Origin of the sequence: Streptomyces sp. NPDC006335, from assembly GCF_040612795.1 — a bacterium.
Taxonomy (GTDB): domain Bacteria; phylum Actinomycetota; class Actinomycetes; order Streptomycetales; family Streptomycetaceae; genus Streptomyces.
On record NZ_JBEXQX010000009.1, the window covers coordinates 233,048 to 256,281 of the forward strand.

Consider the following 23,234-nt stretch of genomic DNA (forward strand, 5'->3'; position numbering starts at 1 on the left):
ATGGGTACAGGGGCTCCGGCTCTCGCGCCGAAGCCTACTGCGCCTGGCGGGCGCCCCGACTGGGCGTACGGATGCTGCGCCCCGGCTCATCGGCCGCCGGGGCGGTGCGTGGTGCTTTGGGTGGTGTTGAGGAGACGGTGCCCGTGGCGTCAGTTGATGACTCCACCGAAGAGGCCGCCGTGCGCCATGCCGAGGAAGAAGCCGACCGCTGCCGCGCCGAGACCGAGGATCAGTCCGAAGCGCTCACGGGTCGTCTCCGAGATCCACTGCCCGTAGGCGCCGGTGAGGATGCCCACCAGGCCGGTCCAGGAGCTGAGCAGGTGCAGGTTGTGGAACATCGCGGAGACGAAAGCCGTGACGCCCAGCACCAGGGTCACCGCGAGCAGCGTGTCCTGGAGGGGGTGGGGCTTGCCGTCCGTGGCGAAAAGGCCTCCGGCGGTGTTGGGTCGCATTGCCTGTGCCATAGGGCACCTCCTGCGGAAGGCGGCGCATCGTAGCGCCATACACACCCGATGTGTACAGAGTGGCCGCCCTCGGGGCCGGATTTCAACCGGAAGCCGGTGTGCGGGTAGTCTGTACCGTCTGCACGGTGTCTGCCCATGTCACGACCGGGTCTACCGCGAGGAAGCCCCGATTGTCAGTGGCGGCCGATACCGTTGCGTACGCATCACAACCCTCCTGCCACGGAACGACCGTGGCCGTTGAGTCCAAAGGAGGTGGGTTCCACATGCGTCACTACGAGGTGATGGTCATCCTCGACCCCGATCTGGAGGAGCGCGCTGTCGCCCCCCTGATCGAGAACTTCCTTTCCGTCGTCCGTGAGGGCAACGGCAAGGTGGAGAAGGTCGACACCTGGGGCCGTCGTCGGCTCTCGTACGAGATCAAGAAGAAGCCCGAGGGCATCTACTCGGTCATCGACCTGCAGGCCGAGCCTGCGGTCGTCAAGGAGCTCGACCGCCAGCTGAACCTGAACGAGTCGGTCCTCCGGACCAAGGTCCTCCGTCCCGAGACCCACTGAGCTTCCGCTCAGCTGATCCCGGGATTCGAGTAGCAGCAACCAAGCAGCCAGAGCAGCAAACCCGCCGAGAGGTTCCCCATGGCAGGCGAGACCGTCATCACGGTCGTCGGCAATCTTGTCGATGACCCCGAGCTGCGCTTCACCCCTTCCGGTGCGGCGGTCGCGAAGTTCCGTGTCGCGTCCACCCCCCGCACCTTCGACCGCCAGACGAACGAGTGGAAGGACGGCGAAAGCCTGTTCCTGACCTGCTCGGTCTGGCGTCAGGCGGCGGAGAACGTCGCCGAGTCGCTCCAGCGAGGCATGCGCGTCATCGTGCAGGGCCGACTGAAGCAGCGGTCCTACGAGGACCGTGAGGGCGTCAAGCGCACGGTCTACGAGCTGGACGTCGAGGAAGTCGGCGCCAGCCTGCGCAGTGCCACGGCCAAGGTCACCAAGACCGCCGGCGGTGCCGGCCGTGGTGCCCAGGGTGGTTACAGCGGCGGTGGTGGCAGCCAGGGTGGCGGCGGCTGGGGCGGTGGCTCCGGCGGCGGCCAGCAGGGCGGCGGCGCTCCCGCGGACGACCCGTGGGCGACCGGCGCTCCTGCCGGTGGCAACCAGGCCGGCGGCGGTGGCGGCGGCTGGGGTGGAAACTCCGGCGGCGGCGGTGGCGGCGGCTACTCGGACGAACCCCCCTTCTAGGCCTCTGGCCGAGGGGTGGGTCGTACCCACACTTCTTGATCACACAGGAGAAACACCATGGCGAAGCCGCCTGTGCGCAAGCCTAAGAAGAAGGTCTGCGCTTTCTGCAAGGACAAGGTCACGTACGTGGACTACAAGGACACGAACATGCTGCGGAAGTTCATTTCCGACCGCGGCAAGATCCGTGCCCGCCGCGTGACCGGCAACTGCACGCAGCACCAGCGTGACGTCGCCACGGCTGTCAAGAACAGCCGTGAGATGGCGCTGCTGCCCTACACCTCCACCGCGCGATAAGGGAAGGGTGACCGACTAATGAAGATCATCCTCACCCACGAGGTCTCCGGCCTCGGTGCCGCGGGCGACGTCGTCGACGTCAAGGACGGTTACGCTCGCAACTACCTGATCCCGCGGAACTTCGCGATCCGCTGGACCAAGGGCGGCGAGAAGGACGTCGAGCAGATTCGTCGTGCTCGCAAGATCCACGAGATCCAGACCATCGAGCAGGCCAACCAGGTGAAGGCCCAGCTCGAGGGCGTCAAGGTCCGCCTGGCTGTCCGCTCCGGCGACGCCGGTCGTCTCTTCGGTTCCGTCACCCCGGCCGACATCGCTTCCGCGATCAAGGCTTCTGGTGGCCCCGAGGTCGACAAGCGTCGTATCGAGCTGGGCTCGCCGATCAAGACCCTGGGCGCCCACGAGACGTCCGTGCGTCTGCACCCCGAGGTTGCCGCCAAGGTCAACATCGAGGTCGTCGCGGCCTGATCGCTGCGGTTGTCTTGAGCAGTAGTGAGAGGGGCCGTACCCACCGGGTGCGGCCCCTCTCGCATGTCGCGGACTCAGCGCGTGGTTTCACGTGAAACGTGACGGCCCACGACGTTTCACGTGAAACGGTCAGCGGGTCGCACCGGTGACGAGCCAGCGGCCTGAACGGGTTCGCAGCCAGAGCGTCAGCATGCGGATCACCATCATCAGTGTCATCGCGGCCCACAGCGCGGTGAGCCCGCCGCCCAGTACGGGTACGAGCAGCGCTGTCGGGGCGAAGACAGCCAGGGTGATCACCATGGCCCAGGCTAGGTAGGGGCCATCCCCCGCTCCCATCAGCACGCCGTCCAGAACGAAGACGACTCCACAGATCGGCTGGGAGAGGGCGACGATCACCAGAGCGGGCAGAGCGGCGTCCTTGACTGTGGAGTCACCGGTGAACAGGGGAAGGAACAGCGGTCGGGACAGGACGACCAGCACGCCGAGAGCGACTCCGACCGCGATACCCCACTCGACCATCCGGCGGCACGCGTGGCGGGCGCCTTCGGTGTCGTCGGCGCCCAGATAGCGACCGATGATGGCCTGCCCGGCGATGGCGATCGCGTCCAGTGCGAAGGCGAGAAGGCTCCACAGGGACAGGACGATCTGGTGGGCGGCGATATCTGCGTCCCCCAGGCGGGCCGCCACGGCTGTGGCGATCATCAGGATCGCCCTCAGGGAAAGGGTGCGGACCAGCAGAGGGACACCGGCTTGGGCGGAGGCCCTGATCCCTGCGGCGTCAGGACGCAAGGAGGCGCCATGCTTGCGCGCTCCGCGGACGACGACCACGAGATAGGCGGCGGCCATGCCGCACTGGGCGATGACGGTGCCCCAGGCGGAGCCCGCGATACCGAGCTCGGCACCGTAGACGAGGCCGGCGTTGAGAGCGGCGTTGGCCACGAAGCCGGCGATGGCGACGTAGAGCGGAGTCCTGGTGTCCTGCAGCCCGCGCAGTACCCCGGTCGAAGCAAGCACCACCAGCATGGCCGGGATACCGAGGGCCGAGATCCGCAGATACGTGGTCGCGTAGGGGGCGGCGGTGTCAGAGGCGCCGAAGAGTTCCACGATCGACGGCGCTGCGGGCAGGACGACGGCGATGACAACGGCACCGAGCAGGAGCGCCAGCCAGATGCCGTCCATGCCCTGGCGGATGGCTGCCGGGAGATCGCCCGCTCCCACACGGCGGGCTACGGCGGCCGTGGTGGCGTAGGCGAGGAAGACGAAGACGCTGACGGCCGTCGTGAGAAGGGCCGAGGCAATGCCGAGGCCGGCGAGTTGGGCGGTGCCCAGGTGGCCGACGATCGCGCTGTCGGCCATGACGAAGAGGGGCTCCGCGACGAGCGCGCCGAAGGCCGGAACGGCGAGTGCGACGATCTCGCGGTCGTGCTGTCGCCGAGTGGCCTTGGGGGTCGCGGACGCCTGTGTCATGTGCACCAATCTAATCGTCCACAGGTAAGAGATGCAATGGAGATTAGACCCTTACCTGTGTTCGGGGGGTGTGCGCTGCTGTGTACAGTTCGAACTGATCTTGCGCCGACTGGGAAACTTTTTCTCCTGCACAGCCGGTGGACGGTGAAGATGCAGGTCAGGGTGCATTTTTTAGAAGGGGTAGGAGCTTGTTCACAGGGCTGTCCACCGGGTCGTGCACAGGTTTTGGGGAGTTCTCCACAGCATCCGGGCCGTCGTCCACATGGCCTGTGGATAACCAGATTGGCTGACGGTGCCCGCGGGCCTACCGTGGTCCGGCTGCCCGCTCCGTCCGTCGGCTTGGAAACCATCCCAAAACCGACGCGCCACAACCGGAGTTGGGCCTCTCAATTGTCAGTGCCGTGCCGTAGAAATGAGAAGCACGGCGAGGTCCGTCTCGGCGGACGGGAGGAGGTGGCTCGGTGAGTATTTCCGAGCCCTTGGACGACCCGTGGGCCGACAGCGGTCCCAGTGATCGTCTGCCTTCCTCGCGCCGCCGTGGCGACGGGGGTCGGGGACGCGACGAGCAGCACGACCGCGGCAGGGACACCGGTGACTGGGACGGTGGCGGCACGGCCTTCGAACGGGTCCCGCCCCAGGACCTGGACGCAGAGCAGTCCGTCCTCGGCGGCATGCTCCTGTCCAAGGACGCCATCGCGGACGTCGTCGAGGTCATCAAGGGCCATGACTTCTACAAGCCCGCCCACGAGACGATCTTCCAGGCGATCCTGGACGTCTACGCCAAGGGCGAGCCGGCCGACCCCATCACCATCGCCGCCGAGCTCACCAAGCGCGGCGAGATCAACAAGGTCGGCGGCGCATCGTATCTGCACACCCTCGTCCAGACCGTGCCGACGGCGGCGAACGCCGAGTACTACGCGGAGATCGTCCATGAGCGGGCGGTCCTGCGGCGCCTGGTCGAGGCAGGCACGCGCATCACCCAGATGGGATACGCGGCCGACGACGACGTCGACGAGATCGTCAACCGCGCCCAGGCCGAGATCTACGCCGTCACCGAGCAGCGCACCAGCGAGGACTATCTGCCGCTCGGCGACATCATGGAGGGCGCGCTCGACGAGATCGAGGCGATCGGTTCGCGCAGCGGCGAGATGACGGGTGTGCCGACCGGGTTCACGGACCTCGATTCGCTCACCAACGGACTGCACCCGGGCCAGATGATCGTCATCGCTGCCCGTCCCGCCATGGGCAAGTCCACCCTCGCGCTGGACTTCGCGCGCGCGGCCTCGATCAAGCACAACCTGGCCAGCGTCATCTTCTCCCTCGAGATGGGGCGCAACGAGATCGCGATGCGTCTTCTGTCGGCCGAGGCGCGGGTGGCTCTGCACCACATGCGTTCGGGCACTATGACGGACGAGGACTGGACCCGGCTGGCACGCCGGATGCCCGAAGTGTCCTCCGCGCCGCTCTACATCGACGACTCCCCGAACCTGTCGATGATGGAGATTCGGGCGAAGTGCCGACGGCTGAAGCAGCGCAACGACATCAAGCTCGTGATCATCGACTATCTGCAACTGATGCAGGCCGGTGGTTCCAAGCGCTCCGAGAGCCGTCAGCAGGAGGTCTCGGACATGTCCCGTAACCTCAAGCTCCTGGCCAAGGAGCTGGAGGTCCCGGTGATCGCGCTGTCGCAGCTCAACCGAGGTCCCGAGCAGCGCACGGACAAGAAGCCCATGGTGTCCGACCTGCGTGAGTCCGGCTCCATCGAGCAGGACGCCGACATGGTCATCCTGCTGCACCGCGAGGACGCCTACGAGAAGGAGTCACCCCGCGCGGGCGAGGCGGACATCATCGTGGGCAAGCACCGAAACGGCCCGACGGCGACGATCACTGTCGCATTCCAGGGCCACTACTCGCGCTTCGTGGACATGGCCCAGACCTGACGTCCGTGCTTGTCGGGTCCCGAGCTGCCCGGCACAGTCTCATCTGCGATGGACAGCGGGGTTCCGGCGCGCTCCTCCCAGCAGTGCCCGGCTGACACGCTTGGCTGTACGGGGCGTTGCACGTGGGGCGGGGTTACTCCATGGACAGGGCCAGGCGACGGCGAGTATCCGTCAGCAGCCTGGTGCTCTTGTGGCGGACCGGGATCGGGGCGGCATGTATCGACCTTCTGCATTCGACTTGCCGATGTCGATCCGTCCGTGCGGTCGCGTGACGGGCGCTCAGCGCCTCGTCTCGTACCTGGTCAGGACCACGCCGTTGGGAAACGTCCGCGTCTCCACCAGGTTCAGGTTGACCCAGCTGTCCACCGCGGTGAAGAACGGCGTGCCCCCGCCCACCACGACCGGGGCGGTGGCCAACACGTATTCGTCGATCAGACCGGCCCGCATGGCCGCCCCGGCGAGCGTCGCGCCGCCGATGTCCATCGGGCCGCCGTCCTCGGCCTTGAGCCGGGTGATCTCTGCGACCGCGTCACCGGCGACCAGGCGGGTGTTCCAGTCGACCTTGTCGATCGACGAGGAGAACACCACCTTCGACATGTCCCGCCAGCGGCGCGCGAACTCGATCTCCGCCGGGGTGGCGTTGGGCTGCTGGTCGCCGGTCGGCCAGTGGGAGCTCATCGTCTGCCACAGCTTGCGCCCGTACAGCGACAGGTCGGTCGCCTGCAACTGGTCGGACCAGAACTGGAACAGCTCGTCGCTCGGCACGCCCCAGCCGATGTCGTCGCCGGGCGCGGCGATGTAGCCGTCCAGGGACAGGTTCATGCCGTAGATCAATTTGCGCATGGCGACAGCCTTCCGTGAGTTGGTCTCCCGCGTGCAGACCGGCGCGGCGCGGGGAACTCATCGGTGCGCGATCCGAGCTCGTTGTGTGGTCCCCGTGCTCGGTGGCTCAGCCGTAGACCCACTGTTCCGCGGGGTAGTGAGATTTGATCTCGGACTCAACTTGCGGACGACTCGCTGCACGCATCCGCGGAGCTGGAGGCGTCAAGCCGACGCGATGCCGGCGGCTATGCGGCTGACGCCCTCAGGGCTAAAGAAGTCGACGCCCGCGTCCTCAACGGGATGGACTGGGGACATGACGACATCTCAGGAAGAGCTGCTTCCCGGCACGCGCCGGGCGCTGCTGCACAGGATCGCCGTGGCACAGGCGGAGGGAAGGGCCCCCTCGCTGGTCGCGGCGGTCGTGCGGGACGGACGGACCGTGTGGCGCGGTGCGCGTACCTCGGTGGACGGGCACGGCCCGGACGAGAACGTGCAGTACCGCATCGGCTCGATCACCAAGACCTTCACCGCTGTCCTCGTCCTGCGACTGCGTGACGAGGGGCTGCTCGACCTCGGCGACCCGTTGGAGAAGCACGTGCCCGGCACTGGAGCGGGGGAGGCCACCGTCGCCGAACTCCTCGCTCACACCGGCGGGTTGGCGGCCGAGTCTCCCGCACCGTGGTGGGAGCGCACCTCGGGGGCTCTGCGTCCGGAGCTCGCCGACGTACTGGGCGAGCCCCCTCTCCTGCATCCGGTGGGGCGGCTCTTCCACTATTCGAACCCGGGCTACACCCTGCTGGGAGCACTCGTGGAGAAGCTGCGCGGGGCTCCGTGGGAGGAGGTGCTCCGGCGTGAAGTACTTGCACCTCTGGGCCTCGACCGCACGGGTGTCCGTCCGGAAGCGCCGCATGCGGGCGGCTGGGCGGTACATCCGTGGGCCGATGTGATGCTGCCCGAGCCCTCCGAGGACCTGGGGCGGATGGCTCCCGCCGGACAGCTCTGGTCGACCACGGCGGACTTGGCCCGCTTCGCGGTCTTCTTGGTGAACGGGGACGACCGGGTGCTGTGCGCGGAGACCGTGCGCGAGATGCGCATGCCCGCGGCACCGGCCGGAGAGGAGGAGCTCGCCGACGGTGCCTCGTACGGGTTGGGATTGCAGGTCCAGCACCGTGACGGGCGGCTGCTCGTGGGCCATTCGGGCTCGTTGCCGGGCTTCCTCGCGAATCTCACGATCAGTGTCTCGGACGATGTTGCCGCGGTCGTGCTGGCCAACTGCACTTCAGGCCCGCTGCTGTCCGTCGTGGGGGCCGATCTCGTACGGATCGTCGCCGAGGCCGAGCCCAGGATCCCCGAGCCCTGGCGGCCGGTGCGCGAGGCTGAATCGCCCGCACTGGAGTTGGCGGGTCAGTGGTTCTGGGGAACGAACGGGTTCGCCCTACGGCTGACGGCGGACGGGCTCGTCTCGTTGGAGCCCCTGTCGGGAGCGGGACGGCGTTCGCGATTCCGAGCCAACGGTGACGGCACCTGGACCGGTCTGGAGGGGTACTTCCACGGGGAGCTGCTGAAGGCCGTACGGCGCCCTGACGGATCTGTGGACCATCTCGACCTCGGTTCGTTCGTGTTCACGCGACAGCCGTACGACGAGACGGCTTCCGTGCCGGGTGGCGTGGATCCGGAGGGGTGGCGTGGCATCGGTTAGGTGCCTGCCTGCCTGATTGAAGGGCGGCGCTCTGTTTCACGTGAAACAGAGCGCCTCGCTGTGCCATGAGGAAGCGACCCTGGGGAAGGTCACAGGGCCAGCTTGAAGCCCACGTGTGAGGCCGTGAAACCCAGCCGTTCGTAGAAGCGGTGGGCGTCCGTGCGGGTGTTGTCGGACGTCAGTTGCAGCAACTGGCAGCCCTGACGGCGGGATTCCTCGATCGCCCACTCGATGAGCCGGGACCCGAGTCCACCGCCACGCTCTTCGGCGTGGATGCGGACCCCTTCGATGATCGATCTGGTGGCACCGCGCCGGGACAGCCCCGGAACGATCGTGAGCTGAAGCGTGCCGACCACGCGATCCGCTCGCGTGGCCACGACCAGATGCTGGTTCGGATCGGAGGAGAGGCGCTCCAGCGCGGCCAGATAGGGCTCCAGATCGTCCGGGGACTCGCGCTGGGCACCCAAGGAGTCGTCGGCGAGCATGCCGACGATGGCGGGGACGTCGTCCGTCGTGGCGGGTCGAATCTCAAGATCTCCCATGTCCGCACCCTATGCGGGGCACTCGTCCGAGGGCGCCGGAGATGTGCGGAGGAGGGCTTCCAGGGCTCGTACGGGGGGAGCGAGTTCGGGGTCGGTGGCGGCCTGGTCGAGGGCTTCTCGCAGTGCTTCTCGTTGGTGGCGCGGGCTTGTTCGAGGAGGGTGCGGCCGGCGTCGGTCGGTGGGGCAGAGGTAGCGGGCGAGCAGGTCGCGGTCCTCGTCGGGAAGAGGGAAGCAGGTCGCACGACCGCCACAGCCCTGCGCGCACCACCCTTGCCCAGGGCTGGTGTGCGTTCTCCCTGCTGCATGGACGGATCGGTTTGGGCCGCGACTCGAGCCGCGGTGAACCGCGATTGCCGTCGCTTGCAAATATAACGCGTCTGCAATTATTGTGAGCGTGCGCAACATGCTCCTGCAATCGTCTGGGAAGGTTTCACCCCATGCCGCTCGCGCTTCTTGCCCTTGCGATCGGGGCCTTCGGAATCGGAACGACCGAGTTCGTGATCATGGGGTTGTTGCCCGAGGTCGCGGACGACTTCGGGGTCTCCATCCCCACCGCCGGTTTCCTGGTCACCGGCTACGCGCTCGGCGTCATGGTCGGCGCCCCGCTGATGACCGCCCTCGGTACCAAGATCTCCCGCAAGCGGATGCTCATGCTGCTCATGGGGCTGTTCATCGTCGGCAACCTGCTCTCCGCTGTCGCCCCGGCTTTCGCCGTCATGCTGATCGGCCGCGTGGTTGCCTCCCTCGCTCACGGAGCCTTCTTCGGAATCGGCTCGGTCGTCGCAGCCGACCTGGTGGCCCCCGACAAGAAGGCCGGAGCCATCGCGATGATGTTCACCGGCCTGACCGTCGCCAATGTCGTCGGCGTTCCGTTGGGCACGCTGATCGGTCAGAGTGCGGGCTGGCGTCTCACGTTCGGGATCGTCGCGGCCCTCGGTGTCGTCGGCCTGGCAGGCATCGCCAAGCTGGTCCCCGAGATGCCCCGACCGGAAGGCGTACGGCTGCGGCACGAACTGGCCGCCTTCAAGAACGCCCAGGTGCTGCTCGCCATGGCGATGACCGTCCTCGGCTTCGGCGGTGTCTTCGCCGCCATCACCTACATCGCGCCGATGATGACCCACGTGGCAGGCTTCGCCGACGGCTCGGTGACCTGGCTGCTGGTCCTCTTCGGCCTCGGCATGGTCGGCGGCAACCTCATCGGCGGCAAGTACGCCGACCGGGCCCTGATGCCCATGCTCTACGTCTCCCTCGGCGCCCTGGCCCTCGTGCTCGCGCTCTTCACGTTCACCGCGCACGACAAGGTTCTGGCCGGCGTCACGATCGCTCTCATCGGCGCCCTGGGCTTCGCCACCGTGCCGCCGCTCCAGAAGAGGGTTCTCGACCAGGCACACGAGGCCCCGACGCTCGCCTCGGCAGTCAACATCGGTGCCTTCAACCTCGGCAACGCCCTCTCCGCCTGGCTCGGCGGTCTGGTCATCTCGGCCGGCTTCGGCTACACCGCCCCCAACTGGGTGGGCGCAGCCCTGGCCACGGGAGCTCTCCTCCTCGCCTTCCTCTCGGCCGCGCTGGAACGCCGAGACAGCGTCCCCAGCACCGTGGTCGCGGGAGCGATCACCGCAGAACAGCGGACCGCGGTGCACCACTGAAACCGCGCGGCCCGCAGACTGGCACAACGACGGCGCCGGTGCCCCGAAGTCCGGGGCACCGGCGCCGTCGTACAGGCATGCCTCAGAGCGCGGCCACCGTCAGCGGGGCGAAGCGCCGACTCCAGTCGCCCGGCAACTCCGGGATTCCGTACGTCATGACAGAGTTGAAGCTGACCGACGCCAGACCGCGTTCCTTGGCCCACGCCCGTAGCTCTTCGTGCCGTACGTCGATGTCGGTGCGCAGGGGACGGTCGGTGCCGGCGGCGAGTGACGTGAGGAGTGCCTGGGCCGTGTCGGTGTCACGGGCGATCAGCGGACCCACGACGTGGGTGCGCATGTTGGGCCAGGCGGCTGCGTATCCGATGATCCGGCCGTTCTCCTCGGCGACGCGGAACTGGTCGGCGAAAGCGGGCAGCCGGGTGATGAGGTGCGTGCGATCCGTGCCGAGCACCTCCTCGTCGAGCCGGAGAATCGCGGCGAGGTCCTCGGCGGTGGCCGCGCGCGTGCTCGTCGTCGGTGCTGGGCCGCCCGGCGTGAAGTGTCCGAGGAGCATCTCCGCCCGGCCGGTCACCTTGAAGCCCAGTTCCTCGTAGAGCGGGCGGCCGTAGGGCGTCGCGTGAAGGGTCAGCGGGGTGGTGCCCATCACGGAGAGAATGTGGTGCATGAGCCGGCGCCCGATGCCCTGCCTGGCGTGCCGTTCGGCGACCAGCACCATCCCGATCGTTCCCAGATCCGGCTCGCTGTACGGGCCGTACTCCGTGACCACGCATGCGGTGACGAGTCCTCCGTCGGGGTCATCGATGCCGTAGCCCTTACCCGCCGAGAGGAGAAGGCCCCACTTGTGCTCCTCGCGTGGCCACCCCCGGTCCTCGGACAAGTCCGCGCAGGCGGTGAGGTCACGTACCGTCAGACGGCGGATGGGGAGAGCGGTGAGAGAAGGAGTCGGCACGCAGGTCAGGCTGTCCGACGAGTGCCCTCGGCGTCCACCTGTTTCCTGGGGTGCGCATGAGCTTTTGGCCATCTCGTGGTCAAGCGCACAACACGCGATCAGATGGCGCGTGTTTCACGTGAAACATCGGAGAACGGCGACCGTCCCGCGATCGACAGGGAGCGGCGTGGTGTCTCACCGTTCTCATGGACCACCGCCCGCAAGTGGCCACTAGCCTCAAGAACATGGCGAGACTTCATCTCTTCGACCTCGACGCCACTTTGCTGCACGGAAGCAGCGCACCCGTACAGATTTCCCGGCAGCTCGGACTCGAGGCCGAGACGGTTGCACTCGACCAGGCGATCGGGGCCGGACTGATAGACCCGTCCCAATATGCGCAGCAGGTGTACGCGTTGTGGGAGTCCCTGACCGAGGCACATGTCGTCGCGGCCTTCGAAGGTGCCCCGTGGCTGGCCCGCATTCGCGAGGTCTGGGCGGAGATCAGGGAACAGGGCGACTACTGCGCGGTCGTGTCGCTCTCGCCGTCCTTCTTCGTGGAACGGCTCACGACCTGGGGAGCCCACGCCACATACGGATCGCGTTTTCCGGCCGTCCCCTTCACCGAGCCCGTGGATCCTGCCGGGGCGCTCAACGCCGCTGCCAAGGTCCTGATCGCGGACCGGTTGTGTGAGCAGTTCGGAGTGACGCGGGCCGACTGCGTTGCCTATGGCGACTCGGCTTCCGACAAGGACCTTTTCGCCGCGGTGCCGATCTCGGTGGCGGTCAATGCGGACCATCATCTGTCCGCAATCTCGACCCACTCCTACACGGGCATGGACCTGTGGGAAGCCTATGAATTGGTGCGCCACGCTCGGTAATTGAGCCCATTCATGGTTCACTCCGCGAACTTCCCGCGATCAATGCGTGGAGGGGAGGGAGGACTCGTGTGCGGAACGACGGCCGGTAGGGTCGGATCCGGTTCCTGTCCGTACTGGGGTGCGAAGGCCATGGGCGGCCGAGAGCGGGGCAATGCAGCCTAACGGGACGGGGAGATCGAAGACCCGCATTTGTGGTTATGCGGCCAGGGCATCCGTACGCGGTGGGACTCTGCGGTGAGGATGCTGCGGTCCTTGCCACACCCTCGCCCACCAGTTCGTAGGGACTGCGAACAGGGGCTGGGTGCGCCGTATTGGCCCTGACGTCGAGCGGGGACAGCAAGCCGTCTGCGGGGGAAGCAGGCATCTTCCGACCGAGGAAGTGCGCAGACTGACCGAAAGATGTTCGAGGCGAGGCACACCATGGACGCTCCGACCGCCATGTCGGCCGACGACGGCACTCCGGTGGGCGGCTGGTTCACTTCACGCAATCAGCCGACGGAGGTGCCCGACGCCGAGCACGAGACGGCAGAGGGAGGCAGGCCGGCCGCTCTGAGCCCGGTCGGCAGGCCAGGTCCGCACAGCCCTCCAGGAGTCCCGACTGTCGCCGAACCGGACCCGCCGGCCCAGGTGACAGCGTCGTCCGACGCCTCGGCTGGAGCCACAGTGCCGCCTCGTACGGAGCCCGCCCGCGCGGAGGCGACACTCGCCGAGGAGATACCCGCCCCGGCGGACGACGCACACGTCCCGACGAGGCCGGACGAGATACACACCCCGGCGCAGACTCCGCAGACACCACAGGCTCCGCCGACACCACGGTCCGCTGCGACCCAGCCCCCGACAGCGCCGGGCGGCACCCCTCCCGTACGCCCCCCGGACGCCGTCCAGTCCTCGTCCCCGCACCAGGCCGCCTTCACGGGGCCCGGCACGATTCCTCCGCGCCTCCCGCGCCCGTCCCCGAGAGACCAGCCACCCTCCCCGGACGCCGTCCGCATCCGCCGGACCATGGCCGAGGTCACCCCCGTCGCAGAGAAGGTCACGTCGTACTTCTACGCGCTGCTCTTCGTACGCCACCCGCATCTGCGTCCGTTGTTCCCCGCCGCCATGGACGCCCAGCGGGATCGCCTGCTCAGGGCGCTGCTGACGGCGGCCGAGCACATCGACAACACCCCGGTCCTGGTCGATTACCTGCAGAACCTGGGCCGCGGTCACCGCAAGTACGGCACCCGCGCCGAGGACTACCCCGCAGTCGGGGAGTGCCTCATCGGCGCGCTGAGCAAGTACGCCTCCGTCTGGGACACGGAGACCGAAGCGGCCTGGGTCCGGGTGTACACGACGATCTCGCAGGTGATGATCGACGCGGCCGCCGCGGACGAGCTGCGCGCCCCGGCCTGGTGGTACGCGGAGGTCGTGTCGCACGAGCTGAGGACCCCGGACGTCGCCGTCGTCACCGTCCGGCCCGATCAGCCCTATCCGTTCCTCGCCGGCCAGTACACGAGCCTGGAGACGCCCTGGTGGCCGCGTATATGGCGGCACTACTCGTTCGCCTCGGCGCCCCGCTCGGACGGGCTGCTGTCGTTCCACGTGAAGGCCGTCCCCGCGGGCTGGATCTCCAACGCCCTGGTGCACCGTGCCCGCCCCGGCGACATCATCCGGCTCGGTCCGCCCACCGGATCCATGACCGTGGACCACACCACCGACAGCGGCCTGCTCTGTCTGGGCGGCGGTACGGGCATAGCGCCGATCAAGGCGCTCGTCGAGGACGTGGCCGAACACGGCGCACGACGGTCGGTCGAGGTGTTCTACGGAGCACGCACCGACAACGACCTGTACGACATCGACACGATGCTCAGGCTCCAGCAGTCCCACCCGTGGCTGTCGGTCCGCGCGGTCGTCGACCGGCAGGCCCGTCTCCGGTTCCCGGACGCGGTACGCGAGTACGGCCCGTGGCACGAGTACGACGCCTACCTGTCGGGGCCGCCCGGCATGATCCGCAACGGTGTGGACACGCTCAGGTCCATCGGAATCCCGTCGGAACGCATACGCCACGACTCCGTGGAGGAGCTCGTCCTGGCCCAGTGACCCGGCCGGGAGGTCAGCCCAGGTCCGGTGCGTGCATGGCCCGTACGCCCTCGATGTTGCCGTCCAGATAGTGGCGCAGGGACAGCGGGACCAGGTGCACGGAGGCGATCCCGACACGAGTGAACGGCACCCGGACGATCTCGTACTCTCCGATGGGTTCGTCCACTTCCGGGCCGTGTCGCAAGGACGGGTCCATGGACTCCAGGTGGCAGACGAAGAAGTGCTGCACCTTCACTCCGGTCGCCCCACCGTCGTCGCCGATGTGCTCGACGGTGTCCACGAAGCAGGGCACCACGTCGGTGATCTTGGCGCCGAGCTCCTCGTACACCTCGCGGTGCAGGGCGTCGACGACGGTCGTGTCCGTCGGCTCGACTCCGCCGCCGGGAGTCAGCCAGTAAGGATCCATGCCGGGTTTGGTGCGCTTGATCAGGATCAGATCATCGCCGTCGAGCAGGACGGCACGGGCGGTGCGCTTGACCACGGGTCGGACGGTCATGGGGGGTATGTGGCCCGGATGGTTCCACGTGAAACATCGCATGGCGTCACCGACCGGGCTCACTGCGTGAATGGTGCGAAACCCCTGGTCAGTCCCAGTCGACGGCCGCCCGCAGCAGCCATTCGTGTGCCCGTGCGACATGGGGCATGGCCAGCGTCCCGGTGCGGACCACCAGGAAGTACGTCCGAAGCGGGGGCACCGCGGGCTCGTGCAGCGCGACGACGTCACCGCGCTCCAGGGCGGCCGCGCACAGATAGCGCGGCAGCACCGCGAGCCCGGCGCCCGCGACGGCGCAGGCGAGCACGGCGCGCAGATCGGGGACGACGACGGTGCCCGGCGCGGCGGGGCGGGAATCGAAGACGGAGGCCCAGTAGCGCGAGACGAAGGGCAGCGACTCGTGCACCTCGATCACGGGGACGTCCTCGATCGCAGGGTCTCGCTTGACGGCGGGAAGGGCCCCGACCGCCTCCCGCGAGCCGAGCTGGGCGGCCCAGCCCGGGGCGGCGACCAGGACGTGCTCCTCGTCGCAGAGCGTGCTCGCGGTGAGCAGGGCACCCCGCGGACGGGCCGTGCTGATGGCCAGGTCGTGATGCCCGGCGGCCAGACCCTCCAGGGTCTCCTCGGCGTTCCCGAAGGAGGCCCGTAGGGCGAAGCCCTGGCCGTCCTCTCCGGTCAGCTCGGTGAGTGCGGGCAGCGCCCGCTCGGCGGTGAACTCGGGAGGCCCCGCCAGATGGAGCGTCCGCAGGGACGACTCGTCGTCGAGTCCCGTCTCGGCGATCTCCACCAGGGCGTCGAGATGAGGTGCGGCTTTGTGGGCGAGTTCGTCGCCGATGGTCGTGGGGGTCACTCCGCGGGCCTGCCGTAAGAACAGGGGGCGGCCCAACTGCCGTTCCAGAGTGCGGATCTGCGAGGTGACGGCCGGCTGCGACAGGCCGAGCAGGGCGGCGGCGCGGGTGAAGGAACCGGCCCGGTGCACCGTGACGAAGGTGCGCAGCAAGGCCAGATCCATGGTGACGTCCCCTCCCCGCCCCTCTCCCGGCCCTGGGGCAGGGGCCCAACTATAAATATGTCGATAGGCCTGTGTCGCTACTGTGATTGGACACTGACACAGAGTCAACTAGCCTTGTTCGCGCGGTTCTTCGCGCGCGGGAACCGGGACGGTCCGAGCCACGAGGGGGGAGGCTCGGACCGTCCGTTGTACGTAGCCGGGCATGGCTGTGCGTCCGTGAAAATCTTCGCTGAAACGGTCAGTCGGCCGACTCGTCCAGCGCACGCATCACATCCGTCACCAGGTCCCCGGGATCCTCCGCCCCGACCGAGAAACGGATGAAGCCCTCCGGCACGTCGTCGCCGCCCCAGCGCCTGCGTCGCTCGGCCGTGGAGCGCACTCCGCCGAAGCTCGTCGCGTCGTCGACGAGCCGCAGGGCGTCGAGGAAACGGTCGGCACGCGTGTGCGTGGGCAGCGTGAAGGAGACCACGCACCCATAGCGGCGCATCTGCTGCGAGGCGATCTTGTGCGAGGGGTCGTCGGGCAGCCCCGGGTAGCGCAGCCCGGTCACCTCCGGCCGCTCCCGCAGTGCCTGGGCGAGCACGAGCGCGGTCGTGTTCTGCCGGTCGACCCGCATCTGGAGCGTGGCGATCGAGCGGTGGGCGAGCCAGGCCTCCATGGGGCCCGCGATCGCCCCGACGATCTTCCGCCAGCGGCGGACGGCGTCCATGGCCTCGCCCTCGCGGCCTGTCACATACCCCAGGAGGACGTCTCCGTGCCCCGTGAGCTGCTTGGTGCCGCTCGCGACGGAGAAGTCCGCGCCGAGCTCCAGCGGGCGCTGTCCGAGGGGCGTGGCGAGCGTGTTGTCGACGGCGACGAGCGCACCACGCGCGTGTGCCGCCTCGACGAGCCGCCGGATGTCACATACGTCGAGGCCGGGGTTGGACGGGCTCTCGATCCACAGCAGCCGCGCGCCGTCGAGGACGTCGAGCTGGGCGTCGCCGCCGGTAGCGGCGGTGCGCACCGCGATGCCGTACGCCTCCAACTGGGCGCGGACCAGGGGCAGCACCTGGTAGCCGTCGCTGGGCAGGACGACCGTGTCCCCGGCGCGCAGTTGCGAGAAGAGCACGGCGGAGATGGCGGCCATGCCCGAGGCGAAGACCAGCGTCTCCACGCCGTCCTGTCCCGGTGCCTCCAGCTCGCCGATGGCGCGCTCCAGCAGGCTCCAGCTCGGGTTGGTGTCGCGGCCGTAGGTGTACGGGCCGTCGACCTCCCCCGGCAGATGGAAGTGGGCGGCGAAGGCCGGACCGGGCAGGGTCGGTTCGTTCTTGACCGCCTCGGGAAGTCCCGCCCGCACCGCGCGCGTGCCCTCTCCCCGGCCCGCAGCCCTGTCGCTCATGCCACCCGTCCCTTCGTATGCTCGCGCACCTCGGCGAGCAGACCCTCGCTCGCCGCCTCCACCATCTCAAGGCACTCCTCGAAACCGTCCAGGCCTCCGTAGTACGGGTCCGGAACGTCGAGGTCGGCGCCCGCGGCGGGATCGTACGAACGCAGCAGCCGTACCTTCGCCGCGTCCTCCGGGGTGGGCGCTAGGCGGCGCAGGGCCCTGAGGTGGCCGGCGTCGAGGGCGATGACGAGGTCCAGGCGGGAGAACCAGGAGGGCTGGAACCGCCGGGCCGTGTGGGCGCCGTCGTAGCCGTGCTCCTCCAGGACGGACACGGTGCGCGGGTCCGCGCCGTCACCCTCGTGCCAGCCGTCCGTACCGGCACTGTCGACCTCGACCAGGCCGTCCAGACCGGCTTCCACTGTGAGGGCGCGGAAGACCGACTCGGCCATCGGGGAACGGCAGATGTTGCCCGTGCAGACGAAACAGACGCGGTAGGTCATGCCTCCTCAGTCCTCGTCGGGCAGGACGACGTGCAGGGCCCAGGACACGATGGAGATGATCAGGCCGCCCAGGACGGCGGTCCAGAACCCCTCGACGTGGAAGCTCAGGTCGAGCTTGTCGGCGAGCCACGAGGTCAGCAGCAACATCAGTGCGTTGACGATCAGCGTGAACAGGCCGAGCGTCAGGATGAACAGGGGGAAGGTCAGGACCTTCACGACCGGCTTGACCAGGAAGTTCACCAGGCCGAAGACCAGGGCTACGAGAAGCAGCGTCCAGACCTTCTTGCCGGTGCTGCCACCGGTCAGGGTGATCTTGTCGAGCAGCCAGACGGCGACCGCCAGGGCACCCGCGTTGGCGATCGTCTTGACTAGGAAATTCTTCATGTGTCTGATCGTGGCAGAAGAGATCGGTTACGGGTACGACGAGGGCGGGCTAAGTCGATGAAGGCATTCCGGTTGGATGAACTGGAGGCGGAGCGCGCCGCCAACGACGGCGCCTACCTGCAGTTCCTGCGGGAGCGGAACATGTCGGTCGGCCTGTACGCACTCGACGCGGGCGCGCAGGACCCGCAGCAGCCGCACCACCAGGACGAGGTCTACTTCGTGGTCAGCGGACGCGCGGCGATCACCGTGGGCATGGAGACCACCCAGGTGGCGCGAGGCAGCGTGGTGTACGTGCCGGCCGGTGTCGCGCACAAGTTCCACCACATCAGCGAGGACCTCCGGGTGATGGTGGTGTTCTCTCCCCCGGAGAGCTGACCCGTGGCCTCGGGGTTCCCTAGGGGATCAGTCAGGGGAGGACAAGGGGTGCGAGGCCCCCGCGGCGGTACCTCCCGGCCCTAGCATCGAGTGCAGGACATTGGTGGATCCGGTACCAGAGGGGCCGGACGGTGCCGGACTGCAGAGAGGTTGAGTGCGATGGGAGAGATCTTCGCGGGGTTGCCGTGGTGGGTGAAGTGGATCGCGGTGCCGGTCATCGCTCTGGTCGTGTTCGGCGGACTGATAGCCACGGTCGTCGGCTTCGTCATCGGCCTGCTCTTCAAGCTGCTGGTCTTCGTGGCCCTGGTCGGCGGACTCATCTACGTCGTACGGAAGTTCATGACGAGCTCCTCCTCGCGCAGCGACTGGTGAGCGTCCGGAGCGGGCGGGGCGACCGGTAACAGGAATGCCCCGTTCCCTCGGGCGAGGGAAGTTTTCCGGACGGCCCGTATACGTGCGGTGGCGGGCCGTTAAAGTCCGGAACTCGACGCGGGGACGACCCCGCGAGCGGAGTACCCCCTCCCGTGTTCCCCCGCACGGGCTCCCCCCTCGCGCTCCGGGAGTGCCCCTTGGCCACGGTTGACACCGCACCCGCACAGATCGACGCCCGCTCGACGACGCCTCCGACACAGCCGACAGCTTCGGCACAGCCGACGGCTCCGGTACAGCCGACAGCCTCGGCACGACCGACGGCTCCTGGAGCCCCGGTAAGTCCCGCTCAGGCTGTGGCTCCCGCCCAGCCGGTGGCTTCGGCTCAGCTCGTGGCTCCGGGCGAGCCGGTGGCTTCCGCTCAGCCCGTGGCTTCCGCCCAGCCCGTGGCTTCCGCCCAGCCCGTTGCTCCGGCTCAGCTCGTGGCTCCAGGCGAGCCAGTGGCCTCCGCCCCGCCCGCGGACCCCGCTCCCGCCCCGCCCGTGGCTTCCGTACGGCCGGTGGGCCCGGCTCAGCCGGCAGCTCCGGTACGGGTATCCGCTTCCGGCCAGTCATCCGGTCCCGCCGGGCCGACGGCCCCGGTACGGGCGTCGGCCCCCGTGCAGCCCGCTGCCTCCGTACGGTCGTCAGCCCCCGTCCAGCGGCGCGCGGCGGCCTGTGAACCTCCCGAACAGGCTCACTCCGCGACCCTGATCGGATCTGTCCAGCGCGCGATGCGCCTGCTCGAATCCGTCGCGGAGCACGAGCACGGAGCCCCCGCCAAACAACTCGCCCGCGAGACCGGGCTGGCGCTGCCCACGGCGTACCACCTGCTGCGCACCCTCGTGCACGAGGGCTATCTGCGCCGAGACAGGGGTCTGTTCTTTCTCGGGGAGGCGGCCGAGCGACTGAGCAGCAGCGGAGCCGAGCAGAAACGTCGCAGCACCGTCGTCGAGGCGCTCGGGCACTGGCGCGATTTGATCGGCGTGCCGGTGTACTACGCGCAGTACAGGGACGGCGAGATCGAGGTCCTCTGTGTCTCCGAGAGCCCCGGAAGCCCGGCGGTCGAGGAGTGGGCCGACTTCCGTGAGACCGGGCACGCGCACGCCATCGGGCAGTGTCTGCTCGCCCAGCTGGACGACGAGGCCCGGCGTGACCATCTCGACCGGTACCCCGTGCAGTCCATCACGCCGTACACCGTGCGCGACGGCCACAGTCTGCTCCGGCGTCTCGAACGGACCGCGCGGATGGGGCCGGTGATCGAACGTCAGGAGTACGCGTTGGGGACGGTGTGCGCGGCGATTCCGATCACGGTGGGTAACGCTGCGGCAACGATGGCCATCTCTCTGCCCGCCCATCAGGCGGACCGGTTGCTGGCCGCCACCCAGCAACTGCAAGCGGAAATCGGGCGTTTGATGGGTTCGCTGGCGATCTCTATCAGTATCTGAAAACTCACTCCTTGTGATCTGTCGTGCACGTTCAGCAAGATGCCTCCAGTGTCAGAGGGATCATTCCGGCCGACGAAGGCAGATGACGGGGTAAGCGATGCGCGAGACCGTACAAGCAGAGGTCATGATGAGCTTTCTCGTGTCGGAGGAGCTCTCCTTCCGCATTCCGGTGGAACTGCGCTACGAGGCCTGCGATCCCTACGCTGTCCGGCTGACCTTCCATCTCCCGGGCGATGCCCCGGTGACCTGGGCTTTCGGCCGGGAGCTGCTGATCGACGGGGTGGGCCGGCCCTGCGGGGAAGGTGATGTGCGGGTCGCACCCGCCGGTTCCGACCTGCTCGGCGATGTCCTGATCAGGCTTCAGGTCGGCGGCGACCAGGCCCTGTTCCGCTCGTCGACGGCGCCGATCATCGCGTTCCTCGACCGCACCGACAAGCTGGTGCCGCTGGGCCAGGAGGCCGCACTGGCCGATTTCGACACACATCTCGACGAAGCGCTGGACCGGATCCTGGCAGAGGAGCAGAGCGCGGGCTGACGCTTTACGGCAGCGGGGTGGCGGAACGCTTCAGCGTGGGGTGGGAGGGTGCAGGAACGCTTCTGCTGAGGGTGGCGACGGGGGCGGGGTCGGCGCTCCGGTGGAGTTACGGCTGGATGAGGCCGCCGTGGTGCTTCTGCCGAGGTGGGGGGCGGCGGCAGTCCGGTTAGCTGAGATCGGCGAGCGGGGCCGTGGGCGCCGTGGCCGTGGACGCTGAAGGAAACGGTCAGGCGGCGGGGCGCTCGGTGCTTCGGCGGTGAGGTCGCGCTGGAATGCAGCGTGCGTGTGCACATCTTCTACGGCGAGCGAGTCCCTCGTAGGAGTCGGCCGGGAGCCGGGTCTGGGAACCCGGAACTGGAGCCTGGGACCAGGGATTGGCCAGGAAGCGGAGCTCCAGCCGAACCCTGGTCCCCCTCAACGCCTGCGCCGCCGCCCCTTCCCACCACCGCGTCCCGACGCCGGCCGACTGTCGGCCGTGCCCGCGCTCGCACTCGTCGCCGGTACGGGTGCGGATGTCCCAGCCACCTCCGCCCCCGGTCGGTCGGCCGAGACCACCAGGGCCGCGAGGGCCGTGGTGACCGGCACCGAGGCGACGAGGCCGATCGAGCCGACCAGTGTGCGCACGATCTCCTCCGCCACCAGCTCGCTGTTGGCGACGGTCCCCACGCTGGACTGCGCGATGGAGAAGAGCAGCAGCAGCGGCAGCGCGGCACCGGCGTAGGCGAGGACGAGGGTGTTGACGACGGATGCGATGTGGTCCCGGCCGATCCGGATTCCGGCGCGGTACAGCCCGCGCCAGCCCATCGTCGGGTTGGCCTCGTGCAGCTCCCAGACCGCTGACGTCTGAGTGACCGTCACGTCGTCGAGGACACCGAGCGAGCCGATGATGACGCCGGCGAGCAGCAGACCGCTCATGTCGATCGTCGGGTACAGCCCGTGGATGAGTCCGGTGTTGTCGTCCGTGTTGCCCGTCAGTGCTGCCCAGCTGATGAACAGCGAGCCGAGGATGCCGATCAGCACCAGCGAGATCAGCGTCCCCAGTACAGCCACGGAGGTTCGGGCCGACAGGCCGTGGCACATGTAGAGGGCGATCAGCATGATGGCGCTCGACCCGATCACCGCCACGAGCAGCGGGTTCGAGCCCTGGAGGATCGCGGGCAGGATGAAGAAGTTCAGCACCATGAAGCTGATGGCCAGCGCGACCAGTGCCATGACTCCGCGCAGCCGCCCGACGACCACGACGGCGAGCGCGAAGATGCCGGCGAGCAGCCCCATCGGGAAGCGGCGGTTGACGTCGGTGACCGAGTACTGCAAATCCCTGGGCGCGGAAGGCTCGTATGCGACCACCACCTTCTCGCCCTCGTGCAACTGCCGTGACTGGTCCGGCTGGACGATCTCCGTGAAGGTGCGGCCCTTGTCGTCGCCGGTGTCGACCCGGATCGTCGCCTTCTTGCAGGTCCCGTTCGCCTGTTGTTCGGCGGACGAGCCCTCGGCGGTGGACGTGTCCCCCGTCGGGGGCTCCCCCGAGGCGTTCACCGACTTGCAGTCGACGCTCACTACCTTGCTGACCGTGGCCTGCTGAGTCTGCCGGTCGAAGCCCACCCCAGTGCGCTCGTGCGCCGGTGCGCCACCGGGCCACAGCACCCCGAGCCCCACCACCACGGCTACGCCGAACGGGATCAGGATCGCCGCGATGACCTTGCGCAGGTGCTTGGAGACGGGAGCCGCCGGCCCATGACTGTGCGAGTGGCCGTGCCCACCGCCGGAACCGGACCTGTCCCCGTGCCCATGTCCCGGTCCGTGCCCGTCGCCGGAACCGTGTCCGTCACCCGGACCATGCCCGTGCCCGCCACTTGAACCATGTTCGTGCCCGTCTCCGGGGCCACGCCCGTGTTCATCCCCGCCATAACCATCGCCGCTGCCGTAACCATCGCCACCACCGGCACCACCACTGCCCTGGCCGCCATGACCCGCGCCGCCCTGGCCATGACCGTAGCCCTGACCGCCCGCATGCCCACCACGGCGCTCATGCTCGTGCCAGCCGCTGGTCCCGCCCGTGCCGCCTGCCCCGCCGACCCCGCCGTCTCCGAAGCCGCCGCGGGAACCGCTGCCCGGGCCGCTTCCGGAGCCGTGCCCAGGACCGTTTCCGGAGCCCGGTCGGCGCGGAGGCTCGGGGGGCGGGTAAGGAGACTGATGCGTCGTGGTCACCGACCGATCATCGCAAGAACGACAGGGGCCCTCTGTTCACCGCGCCCGA

24 protein-coding genes are annotated in these 23,234 nt (G+C 68.5%); 13 read left to right on the forward strand and 11 right to left on the reverse strand.

Annotation, left to right across the window (positions count from 1 at the left end; translation table 11 throughout):
• Window positions 1–149: 149 nt before the first annotated feature.
• Window positions 150–464 (reverse strand): hypothetical protein, encoded by a 315-nt coding sequence (locus ABZ098_RS25380; RefSeq protein WP_053846235.1) that lies wholly within the window; start codon window positions 462–464, stop codon window positions 150–152.
• A gap of 263 nt (window positions 465–727) precedes the next feature.
• On the opposite strand from ABZ098_RS25380, the gene rpsF reads away from it, so the two are divergent.
• The 4 genes from rpsF (at window position 728) to rplI (ending at window position 2,455) form a co-directional block, all read left to right on the forward strand.
• Window positions 728–1,018: a 30S ribosomal protein S6 gene (gene rpsF / locus ABZ098_RS25385; RefSeq protein ID WP_007383258.1), complete on the forward strand. Its 291-nt coding sequence runs from the start codon at window positions 728–730 to the stop codon at window positions 1,016–1,018.
• Window positions 1,019–1,096: 78 nt separating this feature from the next.
• Complete coding sequence (locus ABZ098_RS25390; RefSeq protein WP_356594765.1) at window positions 1,097–1,696, forward strand: single-stranded DNA-binding protein; 600 nt, start codon at window positions 1,097–1,099, stop codon at window positions 1,694–1,696.
• A 57-nt stretch (window positions 1,697–1,753) separates the two neighbouring features.
• On the forward strand, window positions 1,754–1,990 hold the full coding sequence (gene rpsR, locus ABZ098_RS25395; RefSeq protein WP_003949403.1) for a 30S ribosomal protein S18: 237 nt from the start codon (window positions 1,754–1,756) through the stop codon (window positions 1,988–1,990).
• 18 nt (window positions 1,991–2,008) lie between these two features.
• Window positions 2,009–2,455, forward strand: a complete 447-nt coding sequence (gene rplI / locus ABZ098_RS25400; protein ID WP_020134131.1) for a 50S ribosomal protein L9 — start codon at window positions 2,009–2,011, stop codon at window positions 2,453–2,455.
• 129 nt (window positions 2,456–2,584) lie between these two features.
• Here the strand turns inward: rplI and ABZ098_RS25405 are convergent, their stop codons facing one another.
• Complete coding sequence (locus ABZ098_RS25405; protein WP_356594767.1) at window positions 2,585–3,922, reverse strand: MATE family efflux transporter; 1,338 nt, start codon at window positions 3,920–3,922, stop codon at window positions 2,585–2,587.
• Between the two features lie 461 nt (window positions 3,923–4,383).
• Between ABZ098_RS25405 and dnaB the strand changes: the two genes are divergently transcribed.
• Window positions 4,384–5,862 (forward strand): replicative DNA helicase, encoded by a 1,479-nt coding sequence (gene dnaB, locus ABZ098_RS25410; protein ID WP_356594769.1) that lies wholly within the window; start codon window positions 4,384–4,386, stop codon window positions 5,860–5,862.
• A gap of 279 nt (window positions 5,863–6,141) precedes the next feature.
• Here the strand turns inward: dnaB and ABZ098_RS25415 are convergent, their stop codons facing one another.
• Window positions 6,142–6,705: a dihydrofolate reductase family protein gene (locus ABZ098_RS25415; RefSeq protein WP_356594771.1), complete on the reverse strand. Its 564-nt coding sequence runs from the start codon at window positions 6,703–6,705 to the stop codon at window positions 6,142–6,144.
• 292 nt (window positions 6,706–6,997) lie between these two features.
• Between ABZ098_RS25415 and ABZ098_RS25420 the strand changes: the two genes are divergently transcribed.
• On the forward strand, window positions 6,998–8,383 hold the full coding sequence (locus ABZ098_RS25420; RefSeq protein WP_356594773.1) for a serine hydrolase domain-containing protein: 1,386 nt from the start codon (window positions 6,998–7,000) through the stop codon (window positions 8,381–8,383).
• Between the two features lie 89 nt (window positions 8,384–8,472).
• On the opposite strand, the gene ABZ098_RS25425 is transcribed toward ABZ098_RS25420, so the two are convergent.
• Complete coding sequence (locus ABZ098_RS25425) at window positions 8,473–8,925, reverse strand: GNAT family N-acetyltransferase (RefSeq protein WP_356594775.1); 453 nt, start codon at window positions 8,923–8,925, stop codon at window positions 8,473–8,475.
• Window positions 8,926–9,362: 437 nt separating this feature from the next.
• Between ABZ098_RS25425 and ABZ098_RS25430 the strand changes: the two genes are divergently transcribed.
• Window positions 9,363–10,571 (forward strand): MFS transporter, encoded by a 1,209-nt coding sequence (locus tag ABZ098_RS25430; protein WP_356594777.1) that lies wholly within the window; start codon window positions 9,363–9,365, stop codon window positions 10,569–10,571.
• A gap of 82 nt (window positions 10,572–10,653) precedes the next feature.
• Here the strand turns inward: ABZ098_RS25430 and ABZ098_RS25435 are convergent, their stop codons facing one another.
• Window positions 10,654–11,520 (reverse strand): GNAT family N-acetyltransferase, encoded by an 867-nt coding sequence (locus tag ABZ098_RS25435; protein WP_356594779.1) that lies wholly within the window; start codon window positions 11,518–11,520, stop codon window positions 10,654–10,656.
• Between the two features lie 224 nt (window positions 11,521–11,744).
• Between ABZ098_RS25435 and ABZ098_RS25440 the strand changes: the two genes are divergently transcribed.
• Together ABZ098_RS25440 and ABZ098_RS25445 are read left to right on the forward strand one after the other, a co-directional pair.
• Window positions 11,745–12,377 (forward strand): HAD-IB family phosphatase, encoded by a 633-nt coding sequence (locus ABZ098_RS25440; RefSeq protein WP_356594781.1) that lies wholly within the window; start codon window positions 11,745–11,747, stop codon window positions 12,375–12,377.
• A gap of 399 nt (window positions 12,378–12,776) precedes the next feature.
• On the forward strand, window positions 12,777–14,456 hold the full coding sequence (locus tag ABZ098_RS25445; RefSeq protein WP_356594783.1) for a globin domain-containing protein: 1,680 nt from the start codon (window positions 12,777–12,779) through the stop codon (window positions 14,454–14,456).
• Between the two features lie 13 nt (window positions 14,457–14,469).
• Here ABZ098_RS25445 and ABZ098_RS25450 read toward each other — a convergent pair whose 3' ends face one another.
• From ABZ098_RS25450 to ABZ098_RS25470, 5 genes are all read right to left on the reverse strand, one after another.
• Window positions 14,470–14,952, reverse strand: a complete 483-nt coding sequence (locus ABZ098_RS25450) for an NUDIX hydrolase (protein ID WP_326666891.1) — start codon at window positions 14,950–14,952, stop codon at window positions 14,470–14,472.
• 88 nt (window positions 14,953–15,040) lie between these two features.
• Window positions 15,041–15,961, reverse strand: coding sequence for a LysR family transcriptional regulator (locus ABZ098_RS25455; RefSeq protein ID WP_356594785.1), 921 nt, complete (start codon window positions 15,959–15,961; stop codon window positions 15,041–15,043).
• Between the two features lie 238 nt (window positions 15,962–16,199).
• Entirely contained in the window at window positions 16,200–17,339 is a 1,140-nt protein-coding gene (locus ABZ098_RS25460) for a cystathionine gamma-lyase (protein ID WP_356594787.1), read from the reverse strand.
• Window positions 17,336–17,827, reverse strand: coding sequence for a low molecular weight protein-tyrosine-phosphatase (locus ABZ098_RS25465; RefSeq protein ID WP_356594789.1), 492 nt, complete (start codon window positions 17,825–17,827; stop codon window positions 17,336–17,338). Before ABZ098_RS25465 ends, ABZ098_RS25460 begins: the two co-directional genes overlap by 4 nt.
• A gap of 6 nt (window positions 17,828–17,833) precedes the next feature.
• A complete protein-coding gene (locus ABZ098_RS25470; protein ID WP_356594791.1) occupies window positions 17,834–18,211 on the reverse strand; it encodes a phage holin family protein in 378 nt (125 codons plus the stop codon).
• 57 nt (window positions 18,212–18,268) lie between these two features.
• Here ABZ098_RS25470 and ABZ098_RS25475 point away from each other — a divergent pair, with 57 nt between their 5' ends.
• The 4 genes from ABZ098_RS25475 to ABZ098_RS25490 all read left to right on the forward strand — a co-directional run bounded on the left by ABZ098_RS25475 (window position 18,269) and on the right by ABZ098_RS25490 (window position 20,977).
• On the forward strand, window positions 18,269–18,586 hold the full coding sequence (locus ABZ098_RS25475; RefSeq protein WP_007383239.1) for a cupin domain-containing protein: 318 nt from the start codon (window positions 18,269–18,271) through the stop codon (window positions 18,584–18,586).
• Window positions 18,587–18,745: 159 nt separating this feature from the next.
• Window positions 18,746–18,958 (forward strand): DUF5326 family protein, encoded by a 213-nt coding sequence (locus tag ABZ098_RS25480; RefSeq protein ID WP_356594793.1) that lies wholly within the window; start codon window positions 18,746–18,748, stop codon window positions 18,956–18,958.
• A 746-nt stretch (window positions 18,959–19,704) separates the two neighbouring features.
• Complete coding sequence (locus tag ABZ098_RS25485; protein ID WP_356595055.1) at window positions 19,705–20,442, forward strand: helix-turn-helix domain-containing protein; 738 nt, start codon at window positions 19,705–19,707, stop codon at window positions 20,440–20,442.
• A 97-nt stretch (window positions 20,443–20,539) separates the two neighbouring features.
• Complete coding sequence (locus ABZ098_RS25490) at window positions 20,540–20,977, forward strand: SsgA family sporulation/cell division regulator (RefSeq protein WP_280850536.1); 438 nt, start codon at window positions 20,540–20,542, stop codon at window positions 20,975–20,977.
• 414 nt (window positions 20,978–21,391) lie between these two features.
• Here ABZ098_RS25490 and ABZ098_RS25495 read toward each other — a convergent pair whose 3' ends face one another.
• Complete coding sequence (locus tag ABZ098_RS25495; RefSeq protein ID WP_356594795.1) at window positions 21,392–23,185, reverse strand: YibE/F family protein; 1,794 nt, start codon at window positions 23,183–23,185, stop codon at window positions 21,392–21,394.
• Window positions 23,186–23,234: the final 49 nt, after the last annotated feature.